At 58.6% G+C, this 24,451-nt stretch carries 21 protein-coding genes, 1 tRNA gene and 1 pseudogene; 11 read left to right on the top strand and 12 right to left on the bottom strand.

Going from position 1 to position 24,451, the window contains the following annotated elements; genetic code table 11:
- Positions 1-10: 10 nt before the first annotated feature.
- The gene (locus Q0K02_RS05570) at positions 11-2,302 is read right to left on the bottom strand and encodes a type I secretion system permease/ATPase (RefSeq protein ID WP_294485838.1); all 2,292 of its coding nucleotides are present in this window, start codon (positions 2,300-2,302) and stop codon (positions 11-13) included.
- 650 nt (positions 2,303-2,952) lie between these two features.
- The gene (gene tsaA, locus Q0K02_RS05565; protein ID WP_294485835.1) at positions 2,953-3,639 is read right to left on the bottom strand and encodes a tRNA (N6-threonylcarbamoyladenosine(37)-N6)-methyltransferase TrmO; all 687 of its coding nucleotides are present in this window, start codon (positions 3,637-3,639) and stop codon (positions 2,953-2,955) included.
- A gap of 155 nt (positions 3,640-3,794) precedes the next feature.
- Here tsaA and Q0K02_RS05560 point away from each other — a divergent pair, with 155 nt between their 5' ends.
- Together Q0K02_RS05560 and uraA are read left to right on the top strand one after the other, a co-directional pair.
- Positions 3,795-4,436 carry a flavodoxin family protein gene (locus tag Q0K02_RS05560; RefSeq protein WP_294485833.1) on the top strand — a complete coding sequence of 214 codons (642 nt, stop codon included), beginning with the start codon at positions 3,795-3,797 and terminating at the stop codon, positions 4,434-4,436.
- A gap of 115 nt (positions 4,437-4,551) precedes the next feature.
- A complete protein-coding gene (uraA, locus tag Q0K02_RS05555) occupies positions 4,552-5,802 on the top strand; it encodes a uracil permease (protein ID WP_294485830.1) in 1,251 nt (416 codons plus the stop codon).
- 84 nt (positions 5,803-5,886) lie between these two features.
- Here uraA and phoU read toward each other — a convergent pair whose 3' ends face one another.
- The 4 genes from phoU to Q0K02_RS05535 all read right to left on the bottom strand — a co-directional run bounded on the left by phoU (position 5,887) and on the right by Q0K02_RS05535 (position 10,043).
- Positions 5,887-6,588: a phosphate signaling complex protein PhoU gene (gene phoU, locus Q0K02_RS05550; RefSeq protein WP_294485829.1), complete on the bottom strand. Its 702-nt coding sequence runs from the start codon at positions 6,586-6,588 to the stop codon at positions 5,887-5,889.
- 191 nt (positions 6,589-6,779) lie between these two features.
- Positions 6,780-7,538, bottom strand: a complete 759-nt coding sequence (gene pstB, locus Q0K02_RS05545; protein WP_294485826.1) for a phosphate ABC transporter ATP-binding protein PstB — start codon at positions 7,536-7,538, stop codon at positions 6,780-6,782.
- A gap of 37 nt (positions 7,539-7,575) precedes the next feature.
- Positions 7,576-9,351, bottom strand: coding sequence for an ATP-binding protein (locus Q0K02_RS05540; protein ID WP_294485823.1), 1,776 nt, complete (start codon positions 9,349-9,351; stop codon positions 7,576-7,578).
- Positions 9,352-9,353: 2 nt separating this feature from the next.
- Positions 9,354-10,043 (bottom strand): response regulator transcription factor, encoded by a 690-nt coding sequence (locus tag Q0K02_RS05535; protein ID WP_294485821.1) that lies wholly within the window; start codon positions 10,041-10,043, stop codon positions 9,354-9,356.
- A gap of 201 nt (positions 10,044-10,244) precedes the next feature.
- On the opposite strand from Q0K02_RS05535, the gene Q0K02_RS05530 reads away from it, so the two are divergent.
- The 5 genes from Q0K02_RS05530 to Q0K02_RS05510 all read left to right on the top strand — a co-directional run bounded on the left by Q0K02_RS05530 (position 10,245) and on the right by Q0K02_RS05510 (position 14,300).
- On the top strand, positions 10,245-11,063 hold the full coding sequence (locus Q0K02_RS05530) for a phosphate ABC transporter substrate-binding protein (RefSeq protein ID WP_294485818.1): 819 nt from the start codon (positions 10,245-10,247) through the stop codon (positions 11,061-11,063).
- 177 nt (positions 11,064-11,240) lie between these two features.
- Positions 11,241-12,119 carry a phosphate ABC transporter permease subunit PstC gene (pstC, locus tag Q0K02_RS05525; RefSeq protein WP_294485813.1) on the top strand — a complete coding sequence of 293 codons (879 nt, stop codon included), beginning with the start codon at positions 11,241-11,243 and terminating at the stop codon, positions 12,117-12,119.
- 157 nt (positions 12,120-12,276) lie between these two features.
- The gene (gene pstA / locus Q0K02_RS05520) at positions 12,277-13,149 is read left to right on the top strand and encodes a phosphate ABC transporter permease PstA (RefSeq protein WP_294485811.1); all 873 of its coding nucleotides are present in this window, start codon (positions 12,277-12,279) and stop codon (positions 13,147-13,149) included.
- Between the two features lie 153 nt (positions 13,150-13,302).
- Entirely contained in the window at positions 13,303-13,722 is a 420-nt protein-coding gene (locus Q0K02_RS05515) for a MarR family transcriptional regulator (RefSeq protein ID WP_294485809.1), read from the top strand.
- 200 nt (positions 13,723-13,922) lie between these two features.
- Positions 13,923-14,300 (top strand): cupin domain-containing protein, encoded by a 378-nt coding sequence (locus Q0K02_RS05510; protein WP_294485805.1) that lies wholly within the window; start codon positions 13,923-13,925, stop codon positions 14,298-14,300.
- Positions 14,301-15,239: 939 nt separating this feature from the next.
- On the opposite strand, the gene Q0K02_RS05505 is transcribed toward Q0K02_RS05510, so the two are convergent.
- From Q0K02_RS05505 to Q0K02_RS05485, 5 genes are all read right to left on the bottom strand, one after another.
- Positions 15,240-15,316, bottom strand: a tRNA-Pro gene (locus Q0K02_RS05505).
- A 270-nt stretch (positions 15,317-15,586) separates the two neighbouring features.
- A complete protein-coding gene (gene hydF, locus Q0K02_RS05500) occupies positions 15,587-16,795 on the bottom strand; it encodes a [FeFe] hydrogenase H-cluster maturation GTPase HydF (protein ID WP_294485799.1) in 1,209 nt (402 codons plus the stop codon).
- Positions 16,796-16,834: 39 nt separating this feature from the next.
- On the bottom strand, positions 16,835-18,028 hold the full coding sequence (hydE, locus tag Q0K02_RS05495; RefSeq protein ID WP_294485798.1) for a [FeFe] hydrogenase H-cluster radical SAM maturase HydE: 1,194 nt from the start codon (positions 18,026-18,028) through the stop codon (positions 16,835-16,837).
- 6 nt (positions 18,029-18,034) lie between these two features.
- Positions 18,035-18,283: a TM1266 family iron-only hydrogenase system putative regulator gene (locus Q0K02_RS05490; RefSeq protein ID WP_294485795.1), complete on the bottom strand. Its 249-nt coding sequence runs from the start codon at positions 18,281-18,283 to the stop codon at positions 18,035-18,037.
- 507 nt (positions 18,284-18,790) lie between these two features.
- Complete coding sequence (locus Q0K02_RS05485) at positions 18,791-19,312, bottom strand: nitroreductase (protein WP_294485791.1); 522 nt, start codon at positions 19,310-19,312, stop codon at positions 18,791-18,793.
- Positions 19,313-19,539: 227 nt separating this feature from the next.
- On the opposite strand from Q0K02_RS05485, the gene Q0K02_RS05480 reads away from it, so the two are divergent.
- The 3 genes from Q0K02_RS05480 to Q0K02_RS05470 are packed head-to-tail and all read left to right on the top strand — an operon-like array spanning position 19,540 to position 22,463.
- The gene (locus Q0K02_RS05480) at positions 19,540-20,025 is read left to right on the top strand and encodes a CvpA family protein (RefSeq protein WP_294485788.1); all 486 of its coding nucleotides are present in this window, start codon (positions 19,540-19,542) and stop codon (positions 20,023-20,025) included.
- 39 nt (positions 20,026-20,064) lie between these two features.
- Positions 20,065-20,916: a nucleoside triphosphate pyrophosphohydrolase gene (mazG, locus tag Q0K02_RS05475; RefSeq protein WP_294485785.1), complete on the top strand. Its 852-nt coding sequence runs from the start codon at positions 20,065-20,067 to the stop codon at positions 20,914-20,916.
- Between the two features lie 29 nt (positions 20,917-20,945).
- Positions 20,946-22,463, top strand: a complete 1,518-nt coding sequence (locus tag Q0K02_RS05470; protein WP_294485782.1) for a dienelactone hydrolase family protein — start codon at positions 20,946-20,948, stop codon at positions 22,461-22,463.
- Between the two features lie 147 nt (positions 22,464-22,610).
- Here Q0K02_RS05470 and tnpA read toward each other — a convergent pair.
- A pseudogene (gene tnpA / locus Q0K02_RS05465) lies at positions 22,611-23,036 on the bottom strand (IS200/IS605 family transposase).
- Between the two features lie 558 nt (positions 23,037-23,594).
- On the opposite strand from tnpA, the gene Q0K02_RS05460 reads away from it, so the two are divergent.
- Positions 23,595-24,446: a site-specific integrase gene (locus Q0K02_RS05460; RefSeq protein WP_294485780.1), complete on the top strand. Its 852-nt coding sequence runs from the start codon at positions 23,595-23,597 to the stop codon at positions 24,444-24,446.
- The last annotated feature ends 5 nt before the right edge of the window (positions 24,447-24,451 follow it).

Raw genomic sequence — 24,451 nt, 5'->3', positions numbered from 1 at the left:
TCCCGCTTTGCTAAGAAAGCTGCGCGCTTCCGGCTTCCGTCGGCCGGGGCTCGCGTTTTTGCACATGTTCCTTCGTTGCCGCGGCGGCGTTTCCCGCGCGTTTCCCGGCGGCTTCCTGAGTCGGCGCTTTTCTGCCCTGCTTTTCCTGCAGCTTGCGCAACACCACGTCCCGCGGGCCGTCCATGATGATTCTGCCGCCGTCCATGACGATGAGCCGGTCCACGATGCGCAGCATGCTGAGCCTGTGCGTAATGAGAATAAGCGTCTTGTTTCTGGTCGCGGGGCCCAGACGCTGCTGCACGATTCTTTCGGAATCCACGTCCATGTTGCTGGTGGGCTCGTCGAGAATGAGCACGTCGGGATCCCTCACCAGGGCGCGGGCCAGCCCCACGGCCTGACGCTGACCGCCGGAAAGATTGCGGCCCTGTTCGCCCACCTGCGCGCCGTATCCGGCAGGATGCTTCCGCACGAAGTCGGCCACGCCGGAAATGGCGGAAGCGCGGATGACGAGATGATCGTTGATGGTGGGATCGCCGAGGGCGATGTTGTCGCGAACCGTGCCGTAGAAAAGAATGACTTCCTGCGGCAGGAATCCCACGCGGCTGCGAAGATCGGCCGTGGCAAGCTGGCTGATGTCTACCCCGCCGAAGGACACGGAGCCCTCCGACGGACGATACAGGCCGATGAGCAGCTTGCCCAGCGAACTCTTGCCGGAGCCCATTTTTCCGATGATGCCCACCTTTTCTCCCGGCCGGATGCGCAGCGACACGTGATCGAGCGCCGGCGTCTGGGAACCGGGATAGGAGAAGCTCACGTTGTCCATGACGAATTCGCTGGACAGCTCGCCGAAGTCCATGCAGGCGGCCTGATCCTGATTTTCCGAAGGCAGCTGCATGAGCGCGTCCAGCGCCTTGAGCGAGACGCGCGAATTCTGGAGCCGCGTAAGCAGCGACGCGAGCTGCAGAAGCGGCGCCATGATGCGGCCCACCAGAATGTTGCAGCCGATAAGTCCGCCCATGCTCATTTCGCCGGCGCCAATGCGGTACACGCCCCATATGACCATGCCCACGGTGACGAGCTGCGTGGTGAAGGTGGCAAAGGTGACGGCGCGGGTGCTGTACTTGCGCGCTTCGTTGGAAGACTGCGCGGAAATGCCGGCCACCGCTTCCCACAGGCGCTGCATGCGGCTCTCGGCCATACAGCCCTTCACCGTTTCCAGTCCGTTCACCATCTCCACCAGCAGCGCGTTTTTCTGCATGTTGTGGCGATAGCTTTTTTCGGCGCTCCTGCGGGCCGCCATCTGAAGATACACGCCCACGCCGAGAAGCACGGGCACGGCCATGAGCGGCAGCAGCACAAGGGGGCCGCCGATGAAGGCCAGCAGCGCAAAAAACAGCAGCAGAAACGGAATGTCGATGCAGGCAAGAAGCGTGGTGGAGCTGAAAAACTCGCGCAGCGATTCAAATTCCCGCAGATTGTTGACGAGCGCGCCCGTGGATTCCGGCTTGGCGTCCATGCGCATGGAAAGCACCTTGTCGATGAGCCTGCTCGAAAGCACCACGTCGGCGTTGCGTCCGGCCAGATCCACAAAGTGACTGCGAAGACTGCGCAGTATGAAATCAAACAGATACGCCAGCGTGACGCCGGCCGCCAGCACCCACAGCGTTTCATAGGCGTTGTTGGGAATGACTCTGTCGTACACGTTCATGACGAACAGAGAACTGGCCACGGCTATGATGTTCACCACGACGCTCGCCAGCGCCACATGACGGTAAATGGGCATGTAAAAGCGCAGCACGTCCCAGAACCAGTGTCTGCTTCTGCCGATCCTGACGGGTTCCGTCCGGGCATCGACCCGGGTTTCCAGAGCGCCGAACACCACGTAGCCGGAATACTGACTTTCCAGTTCCTTGCGGGGCACGGTCTGAACGCCGTCTCCGAGTTCGGGAAGAATCACTTCCGCCTTGTCCGCGTCGAGCGACGTCAGCACGCACGAGGCGTTATCCTTTAAAAGGAGAACGCACGGCATGGTCAGCGGCGAAATGTTGTCGAGCGAAGGCCGGTACATGACCTTGCCCTTGAGTCCGGCCCGCTCCGCCGCCCGCAGACAGGCTCCGACGCTGATTTTTTCGGAACCGGAGAGTCCGGCAAGGAGAAACTGCGGGGAAACATGCTTGCCCTTGAGCCGGATGAGAATGGAAAAACTTCTCAGGAGCGCAGGCATGAAGTCCACTTCCGAAGGGGAAAGCGGAGTCATGGCCGCAGAAGCCGAAGAAGAAACTGTTGTCTGAGACTCGCTCATGATGCCTGCCTTCTCTGCGTGTCATGTCGACATGCGGAGAAAATAGTATATCAAAAAATTCCGTTTTCCATGCCGGAAGCCCACGCCCGTCGGCAGGGCGTTCCTGCACAGCCCCTTTCTATCAGAAAACTTTCCCTCTGCGAAGATGACGACGATCACAGTTTTTACATTCTTTCCGCCCATCGGACCGGTCTCGAAAAAAAAGACCGTTCACGGCGTCCCTTCGCCTTTTTATAAGTAGGCACATATCAGGATTCGTCAAAGGCCGGAACCGAGACGACGTGACTCATGGCGGTTCAGCGCTCCGTCTCAAGCAGAGGAAAAAACGCCCGACGCTCTCAATGCGGCAAGCTGCCCCGGCGTTGCAGATGTCTTCTGAAAACAGGCTCTGCGCCGAACTACGAAGGCGGTCGAGTGCCTCATCGCTCCCGCAACAGTCCAGCTCTTCCGCACGAAACCCGAACCGGCGACTTCGAGAGCCTCCGACGCCGACGATCTCGTGAAAGCGACCTCCTCCGGCGTCGTCCAAAGGTTCCGAAGGAAACGGACACAGCTCAGGCTCTGCATGCCGCGCCGGACGGACGCAATCGGCCTCAGGCACGGCCCGGCGCCCGGCGAAGACGCAGATGTCAGCAGACAGATCGGTCCTGCTATTTCTCCTGCGATGCCAGCTTCACCACCTCCCGCACCTCGGCCACGCCGTCGCGCACGCGGAAACGAACGTCGTATCCGGCAAAGGGCATGCCGTACACTCTTTCGGGATCAGTGTGGTAATGCGGCCGGGGATCCCGCGCCAGAATGCCCACAATGGCCTCCTGCTGTTCGCGAGTAAAGTGTCTGCGGCAGGCTTCGGGAAAGTCCACGCGCAGCGTGCGGTCGGCAAGACGCGTCGTAAAGCCTCCCCGCGCCTCCGGGTGGGAATCGGAGTACGGGACGTAGGGCTTGATGTCGAAAATGGGCGTGCCGTCCATGAGATCCACGCCGGAAACGAAAAGTTCCGGTCCTTCTCTGCCGGAGAGTTCCACCTTTTCCAGCCGCACGCAGGACAGGCCCAGAAAGTTGGGGCGAAACGGCGAGCGCGTGGCAAACACGCCCATGCGGATGTTGCCGCCCAGACGGGGAGGACGCACCGTGGGCGACCATTCATCCCGAACGGCGCGCGAAAACTGCCAGATGAGCCAGATGTGCGTAAAATCTTCCAGACCGCGCAGCGCTTCCGGCTCCCGAAATTTCGGCGTGAACACGATGCGCCCTTTCAGCGCCTCCACGAGACCGCACTGCCGCGGCACGCCGAACTTCGTCGGCAAATCCGTGTGTATGTGAGCTATGGGTTCCATGGCTCCAGCATAGCGAAAGCCCGAAGTGCAGGCAAGACGGAAGAAGCTCCGTCATTTTCGGCTTGCAAGAGAAACGCTTACGACCTATTCTAACGCGAATATGGTTATGCATGCCGCACCGCTCCAAACACGCCATCGCACGGGGGAGAAACATCATGATACTTGCGCTCAACGGCAGTCCGAGGATCAAGGGAAATACGGCAACCATGCTGAACTCCGCCCTGGAGGGAGCCGCCTCCGTCGGCGCGGAAACCAAACTCATTCAGCTCTACTCTCTGTCGTACCGGGGCTGCATGAGCTGCTTTTCCTGCAAGCTCAAGAAAGGCAGACACGGCCACTGCGCCATGCAGGACGAACTTTCCCCCGTTCTTGAAATGATGGAACAGGCCGACGCCATTATTTTCGGCTCCCCCGTCTATTACAGCAACGTCACTCCCGAAATGCTCGCGCTCGAACAGCGCTTTCTTTTCTGCCACATGCTCTACAACAAGGAAAACCGCTGGGTCTTTCCCCGCAGGATTCCTTCGGCCTTCATCTACACCTTCGGCGTGACCGCCGATCAGACGGAAAAAGTGCTCGCGCCCTTTGCCGTCATCCATTCCCGCATGAGCGAAATGCTGGGCGTGCAGACGGAAATATGCTGCAGCGCCAACGCCTGGCAGTTCAAGGACTACAGCCTTTACGAGGCCGACCGCTACGATCCCGCCGAAAAGAAGAAGTATCACGAGGAAGTCTTCCCTGAAGACTGCCGCAAGGCCTTCGAGATGGGACGCCGCCTCGCGCTTGCGCGCGTCTGAACCGAAACCGGGCTCATCCGCCGACCCCCACGGGACGAAAAGAAAAACGCGTCTGCTTTTCGCCCCGCTTCCCTTGCACGACGCCCTCAACCCTTTTTCCCGCGAGGATACTGCTGTGGAGTATCACGTCATTCAGGTCGAAGAGCGTCCGCCGCTTCTTCTCAATATCCCTCTGAGCATTCAGCACCTGTTCGCCATGTTCGGCTCCACCGTGCTCGTGCCCTTCCTCTTCAAGGTGAATCCCACCACCTGCCTGTTCATGAACGGAATAGGCACATTGCTGTATCTCATCATCACCAGAGGAAAAATTCCTTCCTATCTGGGATCCAGCTTCGCCTTCATCTCGCCCGTGCTCGCCATCATCGCCACAAGCGGATATTCCTCCGCACAGTCGGGCTTCATCGTGTTCGGTCTGCTGTTCATCCTCTTCTCGCTCATCATCCGGGCCGTGGGCACCAAGTGGATCGACGTCATCTTCCCGCCGGCGGCCATGGGCTCCATCATCGCCGTCATCGGCCTTGAACTCGCCCCCACCGCCGCCTCCATGGCCGGACTCACCGGAGAGAACATCAACATGGACAACGTTCTCGTCTCCATGTTCACCCTCGCCGTCACCGTGGTGGGCTCCGTGGCCTTCAAGGGCTTTCTGGCCATCATTCCCGTGCTGTTCGGCGTCATCTGCGGCTACGTGTTCGCCTTCTTCATGGGCATGGTCGATCTTACGCCCGTCATCGAGGCTCCCTGGCTCCAGCTGCCGCAGTTCTACGCTCCCACCTTCGACCTCAACGCCATACTCATCATCGCCCCCGCCGCCCTCGTGGTGCTGGCCGAACACATAGGGCATCTGCTCGTCACCGGCAACGTGGTCGGCCGCGACCTCATCAAGGATCCCGGCCTTTCGCGCTCCCTGTTCGCCGACGGCTGCTCCAACATCCTTTCCGGCTTCTTCGGCGCCACGCCCAACACCACCTACGGCGAAAACATCGGCGTCATGGCCATCACCCGCGTGTACAGCGTATGGGTGCTCGGCGGCGCGGCCGTCATGGCCATTCTGCTCTCCTTCGTGGGCAAGCTCGCCGAACTCATCCGCGGCATTCCCGTACCCGTCATGGGCGGCGTATGCCTTCTGCTGTTCGGCGTCATCGCCGCGTCCGGCCTGCGCGTGCTCGTGGAACGCAAGGTGGACTACAGCAAGTCCTCCAATCTGGTCATGACGTCCGTCATCATGATCATCGGCCTGAGCGGCGCCAAGCTCTCCTTCGGTTCCTTCACCATTCAGGGCATGGTGCTCGCCACCCTCGTCGCCATCCTGATGAGCCTCGCGTTCAAGCTCTTCGATCACTTCCATCTGCTGCGCAAGGACTGAGCGCCGCCCGCCTTCCCTGCCCAAGGCGCGACAAAGCCCCCTCCGGCGTAAGGCCGAAGGGGGCTCTTTCTTTTTTCATCGCTCTCAGGCTTCGGAGCCGGACAACTTCACCCTGTGCTTGACGGTGATGCCGTCGCACATGAAGCACAGATGCTCCACAATATTTTCCGAACGGCGGCAGATGCGGTCGATGGAGCGCACAATGAGAATGAGCGGCACCGCCACGCCGGGATCCACAAGATTCCGGCGCACGGCGTCCATGAGCTTCTCGTAGATGGCCAGAAGCAGACGAACGCTCTCGTCCGTGCTGTGGAAGACCGTCATGCCGGCATTGACGTCCTCATTGCGGAAGGCTCCCAGCGACGTGTCGAGCATGTCGAACGCCAGCTGCATGTAGCGGGCAAGGTCCTGCTCCAGTTCCGAAGGCAGCGCCTCGGGAAGATGCGACACCTGACGGCCTATGGTGACGGCCTCGTCGGCGATGCGCTCAAGATCAAGCACCATGCGCACAGCCGTAAGAATGAAGCGCAGATCCTTGGCCACGGGCTGCGTTCTGGCTATGACGCTGGTGCATTTCTCGTCGAGCTCAAGCTCCATGTCGTCGATGACGTCGTCGCCGCGCACCACTTCCTCCGCCACCTTCTCATTGCGGAGAAGCACTGCGGTGCGGGCCTTGCTGTAGGCCATCTGCACAAGACTGCCCATGGTGAGCAGTTCGGTCCTCAGTCCACGAAGTACGGAAGAACCGTACATGTCGTCCTTCATGGTCAACCTCTGCGTGCGCATGGAATCTCCATGCGGCATGGTCCCGGGGGGAGATTCCCGCGGAACGGATTCGGCGGACATGAGGCTTCCGGACGCCGCCGACCCGCAGCGCCTTCAGCCGCATTCCTTCTGAAAAAGCACGATTCCGGGCAAAAAAACGCCGTGCTTTCGCCGCGCAGCGCGGGCGCAGAGGCACGGCGGCACAACGCGGTCTAGCCGAAGCGGCCCGTGATGTAGTCTTCCGTCTGCTTCAGCTTGGGACGGGTGAAAATGACGTCGGTTTCATCGGTCTCGATGAGATCGCCCATGTAGAAGAAGGCCGTGTAGTCCGAAACGCGGGCCGCCTGCTGCATGTTGTGCGTCACGATAATGACCGTGAGCTGATCGCGAAGCTGACCTATGCCTTCCTCGATCTGCTGCGTGGCGATGGGGTCAAGAGCCGAGGTGGGCTCGTCCATGAGCAGGATTTCCGGCTCCACGGCCAGGGCGCGGGCAATGCAGAGGCGCTGCTGCTGACCGCCGGAAAGCGCCAGCGCGGAATCGGAAAGTCTGTCCTTCACTTCGTTCCACAGCGCGGCGCGCTTCAGACTTTCCTCCACCTTCGAGGCAATGACGGATTCCGACTTCTCGCCGTTGACGCGCAGTCCGTAGGCCACATTTTCAAAAATGCTCTTGGGGAACGAGGTGGGGCGCTGGAACACCATGCCCACCCGACGCCGCAGGGACACGACGTCGCAGTCCTTCACGTTGATGTCCTTGCCGTCCAGCAGGATGCCGCCTTCCGCGCGGCTGCCCGCCACGAGATCGTTCATGCGGTTCAGGCAGCGCAGATACGTGCTTTTGCCGCATCCGGAAGGACCGATGAGCGCCGTTACCCTTTTTTCGGGAAACTGGAGACTGATGTTCTTGAGTGCCTGCTTCGCTCCGTAAAAGAAGTTCAGCGACACGGTCTCCATCTTTATGTTCTGCATGGGAAATCTCCTTGAGAAGAGATGTGGCTAAAGGTTTTCAGGCAAGGGGAACGGTGAATTTCACGATACAGCCGGGGCCGTCTTCAATGGAAATGCATCCGCCGTGACGCTCCACGATGTGCTTGCAGATGGCAAGCCCCAGTCCGGTGGAAACCTGGCCGCCCCGATGCTTTTCCACGCGGTAGAAGCGCTCGAACACCCGCACGCGAAGTTCCGGAGGAATGCCGGGGCCGCTGTCCGCCACGCGGAACACCGCCATGCCGTTTTCCTTGTCGGGCTCCGCGGAAATGACGATCTGCGAGCCTTCCGGCGCGTAGCGGCAGGCGTTTTCCAGAAGATTGCGCACCACCCGCGTGAGATATTCGGCGTCGGCGCTGATGGAAAAGTCGCCGTCGTCGAGTTTTTCAACAAATTCGAGCTTCTTGCTTTCCGCCGAGCTTCGGCACAGATCCATGCCTCCGCGTATGACCATGGAGGCGGGCATGGGCTTGATGTCCATGGGAATCGCGCCGTTTTCTATGCTGGAGAGCTGCAGCAGGTCCTTGACCATGGTGGCCATGTACTGCGAGTTGCGGTCGATGACTTCCAGGAAGTGAAGCGCTCTTGGTTCCGAAACATAGCGTTTCAGACTTTCGGCGTATCCCATGATGGCCGTGAGCGGCGTGCGCAGCTCATGCGACACGTTGGCCACGAAGTCCCGTCTCATTTCCATGAGCACGGACATTTCCGTGATGTCGTGGAACACGGCCACGGCCATGAGCAGCTTGCTTTCGCCCACAATGGGGCAGATGAGCACCTGAAGCTTTCGGCCGGACATGTTGTCCATTTCAAACTGCACGGGCTTTTCCGGCACGGCGTGCTTGAGCGACTCTATGCCCTTCTGCAGATCGGGAGACGGAATGACTTCCACAGGCTGCAGGCCCTCGGCGTGGGCCGCGCGGGGGAAAAGCCTCACCAGCGTGGCGTTCACGCTGCGTATGCAGCCTTCGTGATCCACCACGAGCACGCCTTCCGCAATGCTGTTGAGCACGGCGTCGAGCTGCGCCTTCTGGGCAAGAATGTGATTGACCTGCACTTCCATGCGCTGGGCCATGGAATTCACCGCCGCGGCCAGCGGCGCGAATTCGTCGCCCGGCAGCGTGCGCAGGCTGATGCGTCCGCTGCGGCTTCCGGGCGTGGCCAGATTTTCCACGGAGGAAATCATGAGCTGCAGCGAACGGCGGAACCGCATGGACATGAACGCGGCAAAAGCCACGGCAAAGACCAGCGCGGCCACGGCTCCGGCCATGAGCGCCCGGCTTCTGTCGCCGGCATGCTCCTCCACCAGGGACAACGGCGCGGCAACACGGATGACGCTTATGGACGTTCCGGGAATGCTTACCCTTTTGGCCGCATACACAAAGGATGTGCCGAGGCTGGAACTGTGCCGCACGCTGGAACCTTCGCCGCTGCTGAACGCCTTGGCCACTTCTTCGTGATAACGGTGATTTTCCAGCCTGGAAACGTCTTCGGCAAAGGAATCGTAAAGCACGGTTCCTTCAGCGTCGATGAGGGTAACGCGGTGCTCGCCGCCGGAATAGAATCTCTTCAGGGTTTCCGGCAGCGCGCTCTTCTGATCGAACTCGCCCTTCTCCACCTCTTCCATAATATAGGTGCGAACAAACGAGACTTCGCGGAACGCTTCCTCGCCCGTAAGGTCTATGCTCTCCTGCTTGATGCTGTGAAGAAAATATCCGCACGGCACCAGCACGGAGAACAGAATGACGACGCAGAAGCAGAAAAAGATCTTGATGGAAAAGGTAGTGTTCTTCATGGCTATTCCTTGTAGCGATAGCCCATGCCGCGCACCGTTTCCAGATACTGGGCGGCGTCTCCCAGCTTCCGGCGCAGACGGGCTATATGCACATCGACCGTGCGTTCGTATCCTTCAAACTGATATCCCCACACGGAAGACAGCAGCTCCTCGCGGGTGCGGATGCGTCCCGCATTGAGGAAGAAGTCCTCAAAAATGCGATATTCCAGCGCGGTGAGTTCCAGGGTGCGTCCGTCTATGGAAACCCGCCGCCCCTGCTGATCGAGACTCACGCCGTGCCTTGTGATGACGCGCTTTCCCGTGTCCATGCTGCGGCGGCGCAGAATGGCCCGCACGCGCAGCATGAGCTCGCGGATGTTGAAGGGCTTGACCACATAATCGTCGGCTCCGTACTCGAAGCCTATGATGCGGTCCATTTCCTCGCCGCGCGCCGTCAGCATGAGAATGGGGCACGGCATGCTTTCCGCGGCGTGCTTGTTCAGCTCCCTGCACACGGAAAGACCGTCCCGCCCGGGCAGCATGAGATCAAGAATGATGAGGTCGGGCCTCAGCGTTTCCGCCATTTCCTGACCGCGAAGACCGTCTGCGGCCTGTTCCACATGATAGCCTTCCTCTTCCAGAGAAAAGGCCACCAGTTCACGGATGTCGTCGTCATCCTCTACCACCAGTATGACCGGCTGTTTGTTGTCCACAATGTTCCCCTTTCGGTTTGGAATGTATGTAGCCTTCCAGTATGAAGCCAATGTTACATTCTGATAAAAATATCGTGAATTGCCGCCATGTTGAACTGAAACAAAAAGTTAATATCCGGGATATACTGCCGCAACAATACCTTTCTAAGTTCCATCCTGTCCGGACGGAATGACCCGTCGGATGAAACAAGGAGTCTGATCATGAAGATCAAAAACGTCATTCTGAGCGCCCTGCTTACGCTCTGCGCGGTCGCCCCGGCCTCTGCCGCCGAATCCGTCACCATCAACGGTTCCACCACCGTGCTGCCCATCATCCAGAAGGCTTCCGAGCACTTCATGGCGAGCTATCCCGACATTTCCATCGTGCTTTCCGGCGGCGGTTCCGGCACCGGCATCAAGTCCCTGCTCGACGGCATCACCGACGTGGCCATGTCCTCCCGCGACGTGAAGTCCAGCGAAACCAAGCTCGCCGCCGGCAAGAAGATGGAACTCACCCGCACCACCATCGCCGTGGACGCGCTCGTGCCCATCGTCAACGTCAAGAACCCCGTGAAAGATCTTTCCATCGATCAGCTCCGCGACATCTTCTCCGGCAAGATCACCAACTGGAAGGAAGTGGGCGGCTCCGACAACACCATCGTTGTCGTCAACCGCGACAACTCCTCCGGCACCTACGAATGCTGGAAGGAACTGGTCATGAAGGACGCCAAAGTCATGCCCAAGGCCCTCACCCAGGCCAGCAACGGCGGCGTGGCGCAGAACGTTGCCACCAACCCCAACGCCATCGGTTATATCGGTATGGGATATCTGAATGACAACGTCAAGGGCCTCAGCATCGGCGGCGTCAAGGCCACTTCCGAAACCGCTCTCGCCAAGAAGTGGCCCCTCTCCCGCGAACTCTACCTCTTCACCAACGGCAAGCCTGCCGGCAACACCGCCAAGTTCATGGATTTCATGCTTGATCCCAAGCTCGGCCAGCAGGACGTTCTGAGCGCAGGCTACATCCCGCTCGCCAAGTAGGCGTTTTTCCTCGCGGACCTTCGGGACGGACGAAATCGTCCCGCCGCATGAAAACTCCTGCATCGAGATCAGGCTCCCCAGAAGCTCCGCCGAAGGCTGAAATTTCGGCGGAGGCTTCCTGGAGCCGACCCACCCCCGGGGGAACTTCCCCCCTTTTTTGCATCCCACGGACTCGGCATGAACACTCGCAAGGAACGATTCACAGAATGGCTTCTGGCCGGCATATCCACGCTTTCCATCCTCTCGATGGCGGGCATAGTGCTCTTTCTTATGCTGGACGGGCTTCCCTTTTTCAAGGACTACCCGCTCACCGACTTTCTTTTCGGCCTGAACTGGTATCCCACCGACGACCCCATGGAATTCGGCATCCTGCCGCTTATTGTGGGGTCGCTTACGGTCATGGCGCTCGCCACCGTCATTGCGGTGCCGCTCGGCGTGGCCACCGCCATCTATCTCTCTGAAGTGGCCAGACCCGGCATGCGGAGAATCGTCAAGCCCTTTGTCGAACTGCTCGCCGCCCTGCCCTCCGTGGTCATAGGATTTTTCGGCATGGTCGTGGTCGCGCCCTTTCTGCAGAACTATCTCGGGGCCTCCACGGGCCTCAATCTGCTGAACGCCGGTCTCATGCTCGCCTTCATGAGCGTGCCCATCATCTGTTCCGTCGCTGAAGACGCCATCTATTCCGTGCCCCGCGAACTGCGCGAAGCTTCCCTCTCCCTCGGCGCAACCAAGTGGGAAACCCTGACCCGCGTCGTTCTTCCCGCCGCAAGTTCCGGCATCGGCACGGCCGTCATGCTCGGCATGTCGCGCTCCATAGGCGAAACCATGGTCGTGCTCATGGTCGCAGGCGGCGCAGCCGTCATTCCCACTTCGCTCTTCGACTCGGTGCGCCCCATTCCCGCTTCCATCGCCGCGGAAATGGCCGAAGCCCCCTTCCACAGCGAACATTACTACGCGCTCTTCGCCACGGGCATCGTGCTCATCATCTTCACGCTCATCTTCAACGCCACGGCCTTCCGCATCGCGGAAAAGAAAAATTCCGGCATCGGCTGCTGAAGCGCCGCCGCCGACGCAGCGCCATTCGATTTTCAAACGCCGCATCGGCTCTCCTCAAACAAGGATTCCTTACGTGTACGGTCTCACCCATTCCGCCCAGAGCCCTACCAGGGCCATGCAACATTCGACCGAATCTGCAACGTCTTTGAGAGAACCTATGAATACCGCCAAGCGTAACCTGTTTCGTCTGCGCCTTCAGAAGGTGATGTTCGGGTTGCTGCACGCCTCCGCCGCCATCAACGTGCTGGCGCTCTCCGGCGTGTGCCTGTACCTCGCCGTCAACGGCTTCTCCTCGCTTTCCTGGGAGTTTCTCACCGAATACCCCAGAAAAATGATGACGGAAGGCGGCATCATGCCCTGCATCGTGGGCACGTTCCTGCTCGCGTTCGGCTCCATGATCATCGTCTTTCCCATCGGCGTGGCCACGGCCGTCTATCTGCATGAATACAGCCGGCACTCCCGCCTCACCTACTACATCCGCTTCGGCATCAACAACCTTGCCGGCGTGCCCTCCATCGTCTTCGGCCTGTTCGGCCTCTCCTTCTTCGTCACCTTCCTCGGGCTCGGCGTGAGCCTCATTTCCGGCATCCTCACCCTTTCCATTCTCACGCTGCCCATCATCATCAACACCGCCGAAGAATCGCTGCGCCGCGTGCCCGATTCCTGGCGCGAAGCCTCCTTCGCCATGGGAGCCACCAAGGTGCAGACCATCCTGCGGGTGGTCATTCCCGCCGCATTCCCCGGCATGCTCACCGGCTGCATCCTCGGCCTCGCCCGCGCCGCCGGCGAAACCGGCGCCATCATGTTCACGGCCGCCGTCTATTTCACCCCGCACATGCCCGACTCCCTGCTGAGCCCCGTCATGTCCCTGCCCTACCACATGTACATCCTCGCCACCTCGGGCACGGAAATAGAAAAAACCCTTCCCCTGCAGTACGGCACGGCGCTCATGCTCATCTTCCTTGTCGTGGGCATGAACCTTCTGGCCATCATTCTCCGCGACCGCCTGCAGAACAAAAACAAACAGTAACGCATCAGGCGTCTTTTCCGCGCCGCCACATCTCACAGGTCCGGTCCTGCCGCCTCCTCGCAGAAATCCGGCCGCCTCGGATCACGATCGGAACCAGGGTCGTGATCCATTTTTTTCTTGACATAAATTCGATATCAAACTAAAAACCTTCTCATGAAACATCAAGCCATTCTCAATTACGCCAGTCGGCTGCGCGAGGCCGGCAACGCCTTCATCCTCGGCGAACTGGAAAAAGCCGGGCTGAAGGACATCGCGCCGAGTCACGGCATCGTGCTGCACCTGCTTTTCGAGGCCGGAGAGCTCAACATGAGCGAACTTGCCGCACAGGCCCGCCGCACAAAGTCAACACTCACCACGCTTGTGACCAAGCTGGAACGCCACGGCTACGTGGAGCGCATTCCCGATCCCGCAGACTCCCGGGGCGTCAGGGTACGGCTCACCGACAAGGGAAAGGCGCTCAAACCGGCGTTTATCGCCATTTCCGACGGGTTGCAAAACATCATCCTGTCCAGGCTCACGGAGCAGGAAGCCGACGAGCTCGAACGCCTTCTGGCAAAATGTGTGGAGTCGTAACCGCTTTCCGCTGGGCGAATCGCCGTTTCCGGGGCGAAATGCGCTGGTTCAGCAAACGGCTCGCCCTGCGGAAAACGCATCCGGCGTCACAATCGTGAGCATTTCTCATGACGCCGACAGGTTGAGGCCTGCCGTTCCCCTTGCGGAACGGCAAAAATTTTTCATAAAAAGTTTGATATCTAATCAAAAAGGAGCATTCCATGTCCCAGTACAACCTCGACTGCATTGATCTTTCCGCCTCGCGCACCGAACTGCATGATCTTCTCAGCCTGACCGGCGCGGAAATTTCCTGCAACAATCTGCCCGCGGGCGTCTCCGTGCCCTTTGTACATGCGCACAAGCACAATGAAGAAGTCTATCTCGTTCTGGAAGGCGAAGGCAGGCTGTATGTTGACGGCAAGGAACTGCCGCTGAAGGAGGGAAGCTGTTTCCGTGTTGATCCCGGCGCGGAGCGCTGCATCAGCGCCTCTGCCGACAAGGGCATCCGTTTTCTCTGCATCCAGGTCAAGGCCGGAAGCCTCGACGCCTTTACCATGAACGATGCGGTTCTGTCGGACAAGAAGCCCAGCTGGCTGTAATGCCGCATCCATGCGCGCAGCAGGAAAGCGCTCATGCAAAAGCGCCCCATGCTGCGCGCCCGTCGCGGCATGAGAGCGGCATGACGGCGGATGCACGGCGTCGGTTCCGCGCCGAAGCGCCGACGTCACGCATCCGCCGATTGTCCTGCCGCCCATATTCCCGCGGATATCCGCATGCAAAAACAGCCCCCGTGACGTCTCGCGGAGGCTGTTTTTTTTTTGCGTCTTTCACGTTTGCCAAAGATGTCATGACAAGACGAAGTTCTGCAACGACATCATGACGCCACCAAACGCGGGCAGATTCAGCAATGATTCAAGGTCGCTGACGGCAAAAGCCTGATTCACCGGAGCGTCGCTTTGTCGAACATCCCCCCGCAGGAGCGTCGAAAAATCTCACGCCGGGGCCTCCATCCGGAAGAAGCGATTGACAACGCTTCCAGCTATGCTACCAATAAACTACAGGTCAAGAAAATTCATATATTTCAAAACAAAAGGCAACATTATGATGACCAGACGCTCTTTTCTCAGCACCTTTGCGGCTCTGGCGACCATCGGCATGGCGACCTCGTCGCTGACCGGATGCGTTGTTCCTCCGCCTCCGCCCGACCATCGCAAGCCGAAGAAGCGGCCCCGCCGTCCGCCCAAGGGGCATCGTCCTCCGCCCCCGCCTCCGCCTCACAGATACTGGTAATGCAAGGCCCCCGAAGATTATCGGGGGCTTTCCCCTCAGGCCGGGCCTGCACTTTTTCTGCTTTTTTGCTGAGGCGGACATCCTCAACGTCGAACGTCCTTCCGTTTTCAGCATCGGAGCATGCACTTGTGCTGCCGCTTTTCAGAAAAGTGCTCCGCCGTTCTGCCGCAACTCCTCTGGAAACGAAGCAGGATAAAAGTAAGGCCTCATAAGGTGTTACCCTTACGAGGCCTTACATTCTTTTCATCTGGTCGGGATGGCAGGATTTGAACCAGCGACCCCAGCGTCCCGAACGCTGTACTCTACCAAACTGAGCCACATCCCGACAACGAAGGGGAATATAGCCGGACCCGCTCCAAAAGGCAAGTGTTTTTCTTCCCCTTTTGATAAAAAAGATTTCTACGGCGATCTTTTCCCCACCGTATCTCATGAAAAACGCCCCGCTTCGGCAGCATTGCCGGAAGGACGTCCGAAAACGGCCCCTGCCCTCATGATTTGTGCATGCCAAAAGGACGCGCTTTTTCCTCTCAAACGAAGCAGCGCGTCCTCCCGTCATCGGCTCAACATGCTCGGTTCAACATGCGCCGAACCATGTTCAGGCGTGTACCACCTTGTCCAGAATGCCCGTGAGCTTGGCCAGCGCCACGCCGTAGTTGCACAGAGGAACGCCCTGCTCTCTGGCCTTCTGAACCCGCGACATCATATAAGTTCTGTTGAACATGCACGCGCCGCAGTGAATGATGAGATCGTACGGCGTGAGATCCGCCGGGAAGTCCGTTCCGCTCACCACCTTGATTTCCAGCGTTTCGCCGAAACGGGCCCTCAGCCTGCGCGGAATTTTCTCCCGGCCGATGTCTTCCGCAAGCGGCACGTGCGTACACGCTTCCGCAATGAGCACTTTGGAGTGCGGCGTCAGGCGGTCGATGGCTTCCGCGCCCTTGAGAAACTCATTGATGTCTCCCTTGTATCCCGCCATCAGAATGGAAAATGACGTCAGCAGGCTTTCCGCAGGCTTGAGCTTCCAGACTTCGCCGAACACCTGCGAATCCGTGATGATGAGATGCGGAGGCTGCGAAAGCGCGCTCAGCGTCTGCGCTATCTTGTCGGCCGTGCAGCTGGCAATAATGCATTTTTTGTCCAGCAGTTCCCGGGTGACCTGCACCTGCGGCAGGATGAGGCGTCCCTGCGGAGCCTGAATGTCCTGCGGCATGACCAGCATGACCACGTCGCCTTCTCCGCAAAGATCGCCGGTGAGCTTCATGGTTCCCCAGTCGGCCGGCACCAGACGCAGCATGGCCTCGCGCAGCACGGGCATGTTCGTGCCCTCCTTTGCGCTCACAACCACGGGCTTTTTGCCGAGCTCGTCGGCTATGCGGGAAGAAAGACGCTCAAGTTCGGCCTCGCTGTGCTCGTCCATCTTGTTGAGCACCACGATGAACGGCGTCTTGCGCGCCTTCAGCGACGCCGCCCACTTCTTTTCCACGGAAAGATCGTCTCCGTCTGTCACCACAAGCAGCGCCATGTCGGTTTTCTCCAGCGCCAGCCGGGTTTTTTCCACGCGAAGCTCGCCCATGGGGCCGACGTCGTCGAAACCTGCCGTGTCGATGAGCACGCACGGACCGAGTCCGTGAATTTCCATGGACTTGTACACCGGATCCGTCGTGGTTCCCGCCGTTTCGGAAACAATGGCCGTTTCGTGTCCGGTAATGGCGTTGATGAGGGAAGACTTGCCCGCGTTGCGCCTGCCGTAAATGCCTATGTGCAGTCGCCCCGAACGCGGCGTATCATTAATACTGTCGGACATACCGTCTCCTTTTCCAGCAAAACACGGTCCGCTTCACAGTCAGCAGGACCGAAAATCGCCCCTGTCCACGACGATGTCGTACCCGACGGCGCGTATGCGCTCCCGAAGTTCCCGGACATTGTCGGCGCATTCCGCGCCTTCCGAGAGCTTGTTGTTGTAAAGACGGTAGCGCGCCCGCGCCTCGCGGGGCGAAAGATTGGGCATGAGCACATTGGCTCCGGCCAGAATGCCGCGTTCGCGACCGTTGCCCGCCGCGGTTCCCAGCGCCGTGGTGGAAGGAAGCATGGCGCAGGGCAGCAGCAGCCGCACCAGCGCCACCATCACCAGCGTTCTTTCCACGCTGCCGGCGGGAAACGCGGCGAACGGCGTCTGCGCATGAGGAATGAACGGTCCGATGCCCACCATTTCCGGCTGAAAATCGCGCAGAAAGCACAGATCCTTCACCAGGCAGTCCGTGGTCTGCCAGGGCGAGCCCACCATGAACCCCGCGCCGGTCTGATACCCGCAGCTCTTGAGCGCCTTCAGGCAGTCCATGCGATGCTTCCATGACTGCGCCGCGGGGTGCAGCTTGGCGTAATGCACGGGATCGGCCGTTTCATGCCGCAAAAGAAAACGATCGGCTCCGGCATCCTTCAAAAGTCGATACGACTCCGTCGAACGCTCTCCCACCGACAGCGTGACCGCGCAGTCGGGCCAGCGCTTCTTGATGCTGCGCAGCATGTCGGCAAGCCGCTCGTCGGTGAACCAGGCGTCCTCGCCGCCCTGAAGAACAAAGGTGCGGAATCCCAGCCCGTAGCCGTGCTCGCAGCAGTCCAGAATCTGTTCGGGAGAAAGCCGGTAGCGTTCCGCCTGTGCGTTGCCTGCGCGTATGCCGCAGTATCGGCAATTCTGACGGCAGATGTTTGAAATTTCTATGAGCCCGCGGATATAAACGCGATTGCCGAAATGCGCCAGTGCCTTTTCACGCGCCGCGGCAAACAGCGCGTCCTTCACCGCGCCTGCCTCTTCCGCAGACAGCGCACTTTCCGGCGAGGGTTTGTCGGACGAGGCGGCCGCGGCCGGAAGTCCGGCTTCGGCAAGATATTCCGCCTCCAGCGCCGACGCGTTTTCGGGCACGGGACCGGCAAAACGCTCCGGGGCGCAGGCGTCGATAAAGGCTCCCAGACGTTCCGGGCCGGGGAAGCGCCCCTCGACCATCTCCTGAATCACGGAAAGGCAAGACGAAACATTCATCATGACTCAGCGCCTCGAAACGGCGGCCTTGACGGACACGCCGCGAATTTTGCCTATGCGCCCGGTCATGCCGGAAATGGCGTCCATGCTGCCGTCAACGACAAGAGCAATGACGGCCACGCCGCGGCTGCGGTAGGGAATGCCGAGACGCCCCACAATGATGTCGGCATACTGATGCAGTATGGCGTTGATCTGCGGCGTGCTTTCCTGATCGTCCACCACGATGCCCACCGTTCCTATCCGAGACTCGCTCATGCTTCCTCCACAGCAGCGGCCGACGACTTGTCGCGTTCCGCAGCACTCTTTCCCGGCGTACGCCCGGCGCTTTTCCCGCCGCGCCGTCAGGCGGAACTTTCTCCCGTCTCCGACGGAAGCGGAGAACGGCAGACAACAGTGCCCCGCGCGCCGCCGGCAACGAAACTTCCTGTATTTTCGGGCAATGAAGGTATAATCCCCCGAACAAAAAGGCAAGCCGGTCCTTTTTTGTCTTCTCAGACTTCCCCGGGCACAAAAACATCGGGGCAGGCTGCTTCGACCTGCAAAGGTCAAGGCAGTCTGCCCACGATGCAAAAACAGCAAAAAGCCACGAGGTGAAGCGTCGGAGACGACATGTTCACGTCCGCCGCAGCCCGATCAGGGCAAGCTCCGAACGATGACGCCGCTCTGCCGGAGCTTTTGCGGCAATCGCCCCGCCCAAAGCGCTTTCAGACGCGTTTCCGGCGGCCCCGGCTCTGCTGAACAGGTTTACGAACGCGCCAAATGCTACACGCGGATGATGTAGCCTTCCTTGCGGGGCTTGGCGGGCGCTTCGCCGTTTTCCGCGGCGTAGCCGAGAATGCAGTGTCCCACGCCGGCGTAGTCGCCTTCGATGCCCCAGCTCTTGAGCAGCGCCTTGCCTTCTTCCGATTCAAACTCTTCGCGGGCGCGATGAATCCAGCAGGACGCCACGCCCACGGCATGCGCGGCCAGCATCAGATTGCCCATGACGAGCGCGCCGTCCTCCCGATAGGTGGGACGGGATTTGTCCGCCAGCACGACGACCACGGTGGGCGCGCCGTAGAAGGGATCGCCGTTCGTGCCCATAATGGCGGCGTTCATCTTCGAGAGCTTCTCTATGGTGGCCTTGTCCTGCAAAACCACCATCACGGGAGACTGCCAGCCGTGACCGGTAGGCGCCCAGGTTCCGGCTTCGAGAATGGCGTTCAGCTCCTCTTCGGCAATCTGACGGGGCTGAAACTTACGGCAGCTGCGACGGGTTCTGATATCCTGCAAAGTCTCTTTCATGCTTGGTCTCCTCAAAAAGGTTTCGTCCGAAGAAGGATGCATCCTTCTTCGGACGGGCCTCATATTCCTCTCTTTTTTTCATTTAGGCAAGATTTCCTCTCCGGCTTTCGGCCGCCGGGGCGCGACGTTTTTCTTCCGGGCTGCGCGCGGCGTCCGCTTTTTCTTGACAGTGCCGCCGGTTCCTCTACAATACCCTGACACCTATTTCAGAGGAATGCCGAAGTCCTATGTTTCAAATCAATCTGCTTGACACCGCCCTTCTCATCATTCTGCTCTTTTTCAGCGTCAAGGGACTGATACGGGGCCTGGTGCAGGAAGTCGCGGGCCTGCTCGGCGTGGCGGCCGGCATTGTGCTCGCCCGCACCTTCAGCGCACAGTTTGCGCCCCTGCTCACGCAGTACGGCGTTTCGCCGGGCTTTGCGCCCATGCTCTCCATGGCGCTGCTTTTCGTGGCGGGCATTCTTGTGGTGGGGCTTCTTGCCCATGTGCTTCACAACATGCTGGAATCCGCCTTTGCCGGCGGCATAGACCGCATGCTCGGCCTGCTGGCCGGACTGGCCAAAGGCCTCCTTTTCGCCGGAGTCATCGGCTACATCGCCATCCGGCTGCTGCCGGACGTAGACGTGGTCAGGCAATCTCAGGTGCTTCCCCCGCTCATGCGCTTCATTCAGGCGCTCGCCGGCTCTCTCGACCTTCACATTCCTCAACTGTAATTCAGCGCGTTGCGCCGTCATATTCAAACGGAGTCCATCATGAACGAGCAGGAACAGCTTCTTCGCTTTCAGAACGTCGTCAATCAGCTCATCGATCCTGAAAAGGGTTGCCCCTGGGACAAGGAACAGACCCCCGTATCCATGTGCGAATATCTCATAGAAGAATGTCATGAACTCGTGGACGCCATCCGCTCCGGCAAGCCCGGTCACGCCTGCGACGAAATGGGCGATCTTCTCTTCGTGCTTCTGCTCATGGCCCGCCGCTTTGAACTTGCGGGGCAGTTCTCCCTCGGCGACGCCCTCAAAATGGGCGCGGACAAGATGACCCGCCGTCATCCCCACGTATTCGGCGAAAAGCACTGCGAGAGCATCGACGACCTCATGAAGAACTGGGCCGCCATCAAGAAGGCGGAAAAGGAAGCCGAAGGCGAAGCGTCCAAGGGCGTGCTCTCTTCCGTGCCTTCCGGCCTGCCGCCGCTGACCAAGGCCTACCGTCTGCACGCCAAGGCCGCGGGAGCCGGATTCACCTGGGACGACGACGAAGAAGTGGAACGTCAGGTGGAAGCCGAATGGCTTGAACTGCTCGACGCCCGCGCCTCGGGCAGCGACGCCGCCAAGGAACACGAACTCGGAGACATGATCTTCACGCTCGTGGAGCTCGGACGCCGCATGGGCGTCAAGGCCGGTTCCGCCGTGGACTTTGCAGCCAACCGCTTCCGCGCCCGTTTTGAAGCCATGGAAAAGCTCGCCCGCGAACGCGGACTCGATTTCAAGGCGCTCAGTCTGGACGAAAAGGACGAACTCTGGAACGAAGTGAAGGCCGCGGAACCCCGCAAGGAACAGGGCCCGGCCGTAGACTTCGCGGCTCCCAAAGAAAACCCCGAAGCCTAGCCAGAAAAGCTCCGCTGCGGAGCAACCTCATGACTCTGACCTCTTTTTGCCCGACCTTGCCTCGTCTGACGCGGCGACTCGTCATCCTCGTGCTGACGGTCTTAATGCTTGCGCCCTGCGCGGAGGCCAGGCAGAAAAGTCAGACCATCTACGCAGGCTACCGCACGCTTTCCTCCAGTCTGCCCGCGCAGCGGCTCATGATTCACATGGGCGTCTGGTATCCCACGCGGCGCAAGTCCGGCACCGTGAAGGTGGGCGACTGGAGCTTCAGCGCCGCGCGCAATGCGCCGATCATGGAAGGGCCGTGGCCCGTCATCATTCTGTCTCACGACGTCACGGGCTCGGCCTGGACGCATCACGACATTGCGGCTGAGCTCGCCTCCCGCGGATTCATCGTGGCGGCCCCCACGCACGATCACGACAACGGGGAGGACATGGCGCTGCTCTTCTCCGATCGGGAACTGCCCGTGCGCGCGCTGCAGCTCAGGGCCGCCCTCGACGTCGTGCTTGAGCATCCTCAGATAGGCGCGCAGGCCGACGCCTCCCGCATAGCGTTTCTCGGCTTCGGCATGCCAGCTTCCGCAGGCCTGCTGCTTGCCGGCGGCGAAATGACCCCGGACGCCTGGGCCGACTTCTGCGGAGAACGAGCGCCCGTCAAACCTGCTTCCGAGGAGGGCGACGAAGACATGACGATTCCCTCGCCGGAGCTCACCCTGCCGGACACCATCAAGCCCGACATCCGCCCCGACGATGAAATTCCTCCCATTTCCGTGCCGGAAGTCGTGCCACCAAAGCCTGTCGCCGAACACAGCCTTCCGGAAGAGCTTTCAGGAACAGTGCAGAATTTTCTGGTTACGCCTGCGCTGGCCGATGAAGGACCATCTCCCGACGTCAAGGAGCTTTTGCGCCCAACGGACAGCCCGTGGTGCCGTCCTTTTCTCTCCGGCCGCATGGACGAACTGGTGGCGAGCATGCGTCACCGCACGCTGGAGCGGGAAGAAAAAACCGTCATGATGCATGTGGCCGTCAAGGCCCGCGAACAGCTTTTCCGCCGCCTGGCCGACTCCGTGGCGCGCAGCCATCAGCGCCAGCTGCGGCTGGCCCGGGCCCGCGACATTCCCACGCCGCCCGTGGCGCTTCCCCTGCTGCCGCCTCTCTCCCACAACACGCCCGTGGCGGACGCACGCTTCCGGGCCATGGCCTTCATCTCGCCCGGCTTCTCCATGCTGTTCAGTCAGGACAGTCTTGCCGACGTCCGCATTCCCTGTCTGTTCGTGGGCGCGGAAAAGGAACGCTGGAACCGACCTTCAGAACAGGCCAGACGCTTTGTTGCCATGCTGGGGAAAAACACGGAGTACCAACTGCTGCTTCAGGCGGATGCGCCCTCGCTCCAGACGACATGTCCGGACGCCGATCCCGCCATGCCGCTGGCCTCCCTGTGCAACAGCGTGGACGCGGAGACACGAGAAGCCATACACGCCCGTCTGGTGTCCATGCTTCAGGACTTTTTCAACAGGGTCATGGGACGGGCCGACGCCTCGCGCTGACCGTCTCCCCGCAAGTTTTTCTCAAAAAATTCTTCTTACGAATGAGGCCCCACCGGCATAGCCGGTGGGGCCTCTTGTGCGCCTGTAAGGCTTTCTTACCAGCCGCGCCCTAACAGGCGCATCTACAGTCTGACATCTGCATTTCTGTTACCGGCGGCCCGTAAACGGGCTTCCGGCGTATGGGATGCTCAGCTGTTCTCCGAGTTTATCCTCAGCCAGTTGATGCCTGATGTACTCAGCTATTTTTGCCTTATTCTTACCCACCATGTCGACATAGTAACCACGGCACCAGAACTACCGATTACGATATTTGAACTTCAGCTCACCGAACTGCTCATATATCATCAAGCTGCTCTTTCCTTTCAAATATCCGACAAACGCCGATACACTCATTTTGAGCAGCATCTCTAGCAATATATGGATATATGTCGGGACAACATTCACCTTATACTATGCTCACATCATTACACTATCATAACTTCTGTAATATTTCTCATAAGGCTATTTTCTTCTTCCTATATAAAACATGCAATCTATATTTTATACAAATACTATACAATTTTTAACGTTCAATTTTGTATTTGACAACTTATTTATATTACAAAATTTTACACTTTTTATTTTATTATTATTAAAGTAGCAATACTATATATTAGTAAATAAAATAATGTTTTTATAATATATATATGCACAACTATATTTTTTAATACCATAATATATTTGTTTTTTAATAAGAAATAAATTATTAACATCATATTTTTAATATATTATAAACTATTTTCTTGAAGTAATACATCTATTTTTATATAGTTTACAATTTATATACATTGTTTTCAACAGGTTATGATCAAAAGTAAAGGAATTTTACGAGTGTGATCATCGCCATAGTAGAAATGAAAAGAAGAATGTTGTGCTTTATATTTGGTATTTCTTCACTGAAAAAAGATAATATAAAATGCTGATAACATGTCGAAAAAGTGTACTTTTTGGCTGGTAAGAGGCGGGGAAAATCGACGTTATTTTTTTGCTGGAATTTTCGGATGTTCCCTGCTATAGGTCTGGAAAGAAACTGACATTATTATGAGTGTCAAAAAAGTACACTTTTTGGACGCTCCGAGTAAGGATTCGCGTATGGCAGGGGCGAAAAAGACCATCACCACAAGCTATGCAAGTGATATCAACAGGCTGTGTCTGTTCGAGGAGTTTGTTCGGAGCAGTTATCTTCCCTACGTGCAGCAAAATAAGCGGAGCTGGAAGACCGACGAGCGCTATCTGAACCGGCATATCCTGCCATACCTTGGTAACTGCGCTCTGACAGAAATTTCCGAAAAAAAACTCGGGAAATGGCTCTCCAGTTTGGAAGCCAACGGCCTGGCTGCCAGTTCGCGTTATCGCCTGTTCTGGCTCGTCAAATATATTTTGAATTTTGCCGTGCGGGTGGGAGCGCTCAAGAGCGATGCTGCATTCCAGAATATGGTTGTGCGCAAAAACAAGCAGCAACGAGCTCCTGGAATTCTTACGCCTGCAGAAGCATTGAAGCTTGTTCATCTGCTTGAAGAATATGCCGATCGTCCCAGCGCGCAAGCCATTCATCTGCTTTTGCTTACCGGGGCCAGCAAGTCGGAAATCCTCTATGCCCGCTGGCAGGATGTGCATCTGCGACGCGCTGTTCTTGCCACAAAGATGACCTATACGGGGCAGAGCAGACTTATTCCCCTGAATACCGAAGCCATCAGACTTATTCGCAGACTTCCCCGGCGCAAAGAGGTGCCGTGGCTCTTTACATCGTCATCCGGGCAGCGTCTCACTTCTGTTTTTTATACTTGGAATCTTCTGCGTACCAGGCTGGGAAGGCCAGAACTGCGCATTCAGGATTTGCGGCACTGCTTTGCAAACTTTCTTATGGAGATGGGCATTCCGCAGCCGGAGCTGTGCAATTTCATGGGAAACTATCAGTCGAATATTGTAAAGTCATTCAACTAGTAACC

This window comes from uncultured Mailhella sp., assembly GCF_944324995.1.
GTDB lineage: Bacteria > Desulfobacterota > Desulfovibrionia > Desulfovibrionales > Desulfovibrionaceae > Mailhella.
The sequence above is the reverse complement of the archived record's forward strand: the minus strand, read 5'-3'. Positions and strand labels throughout refer to the sequence as shown.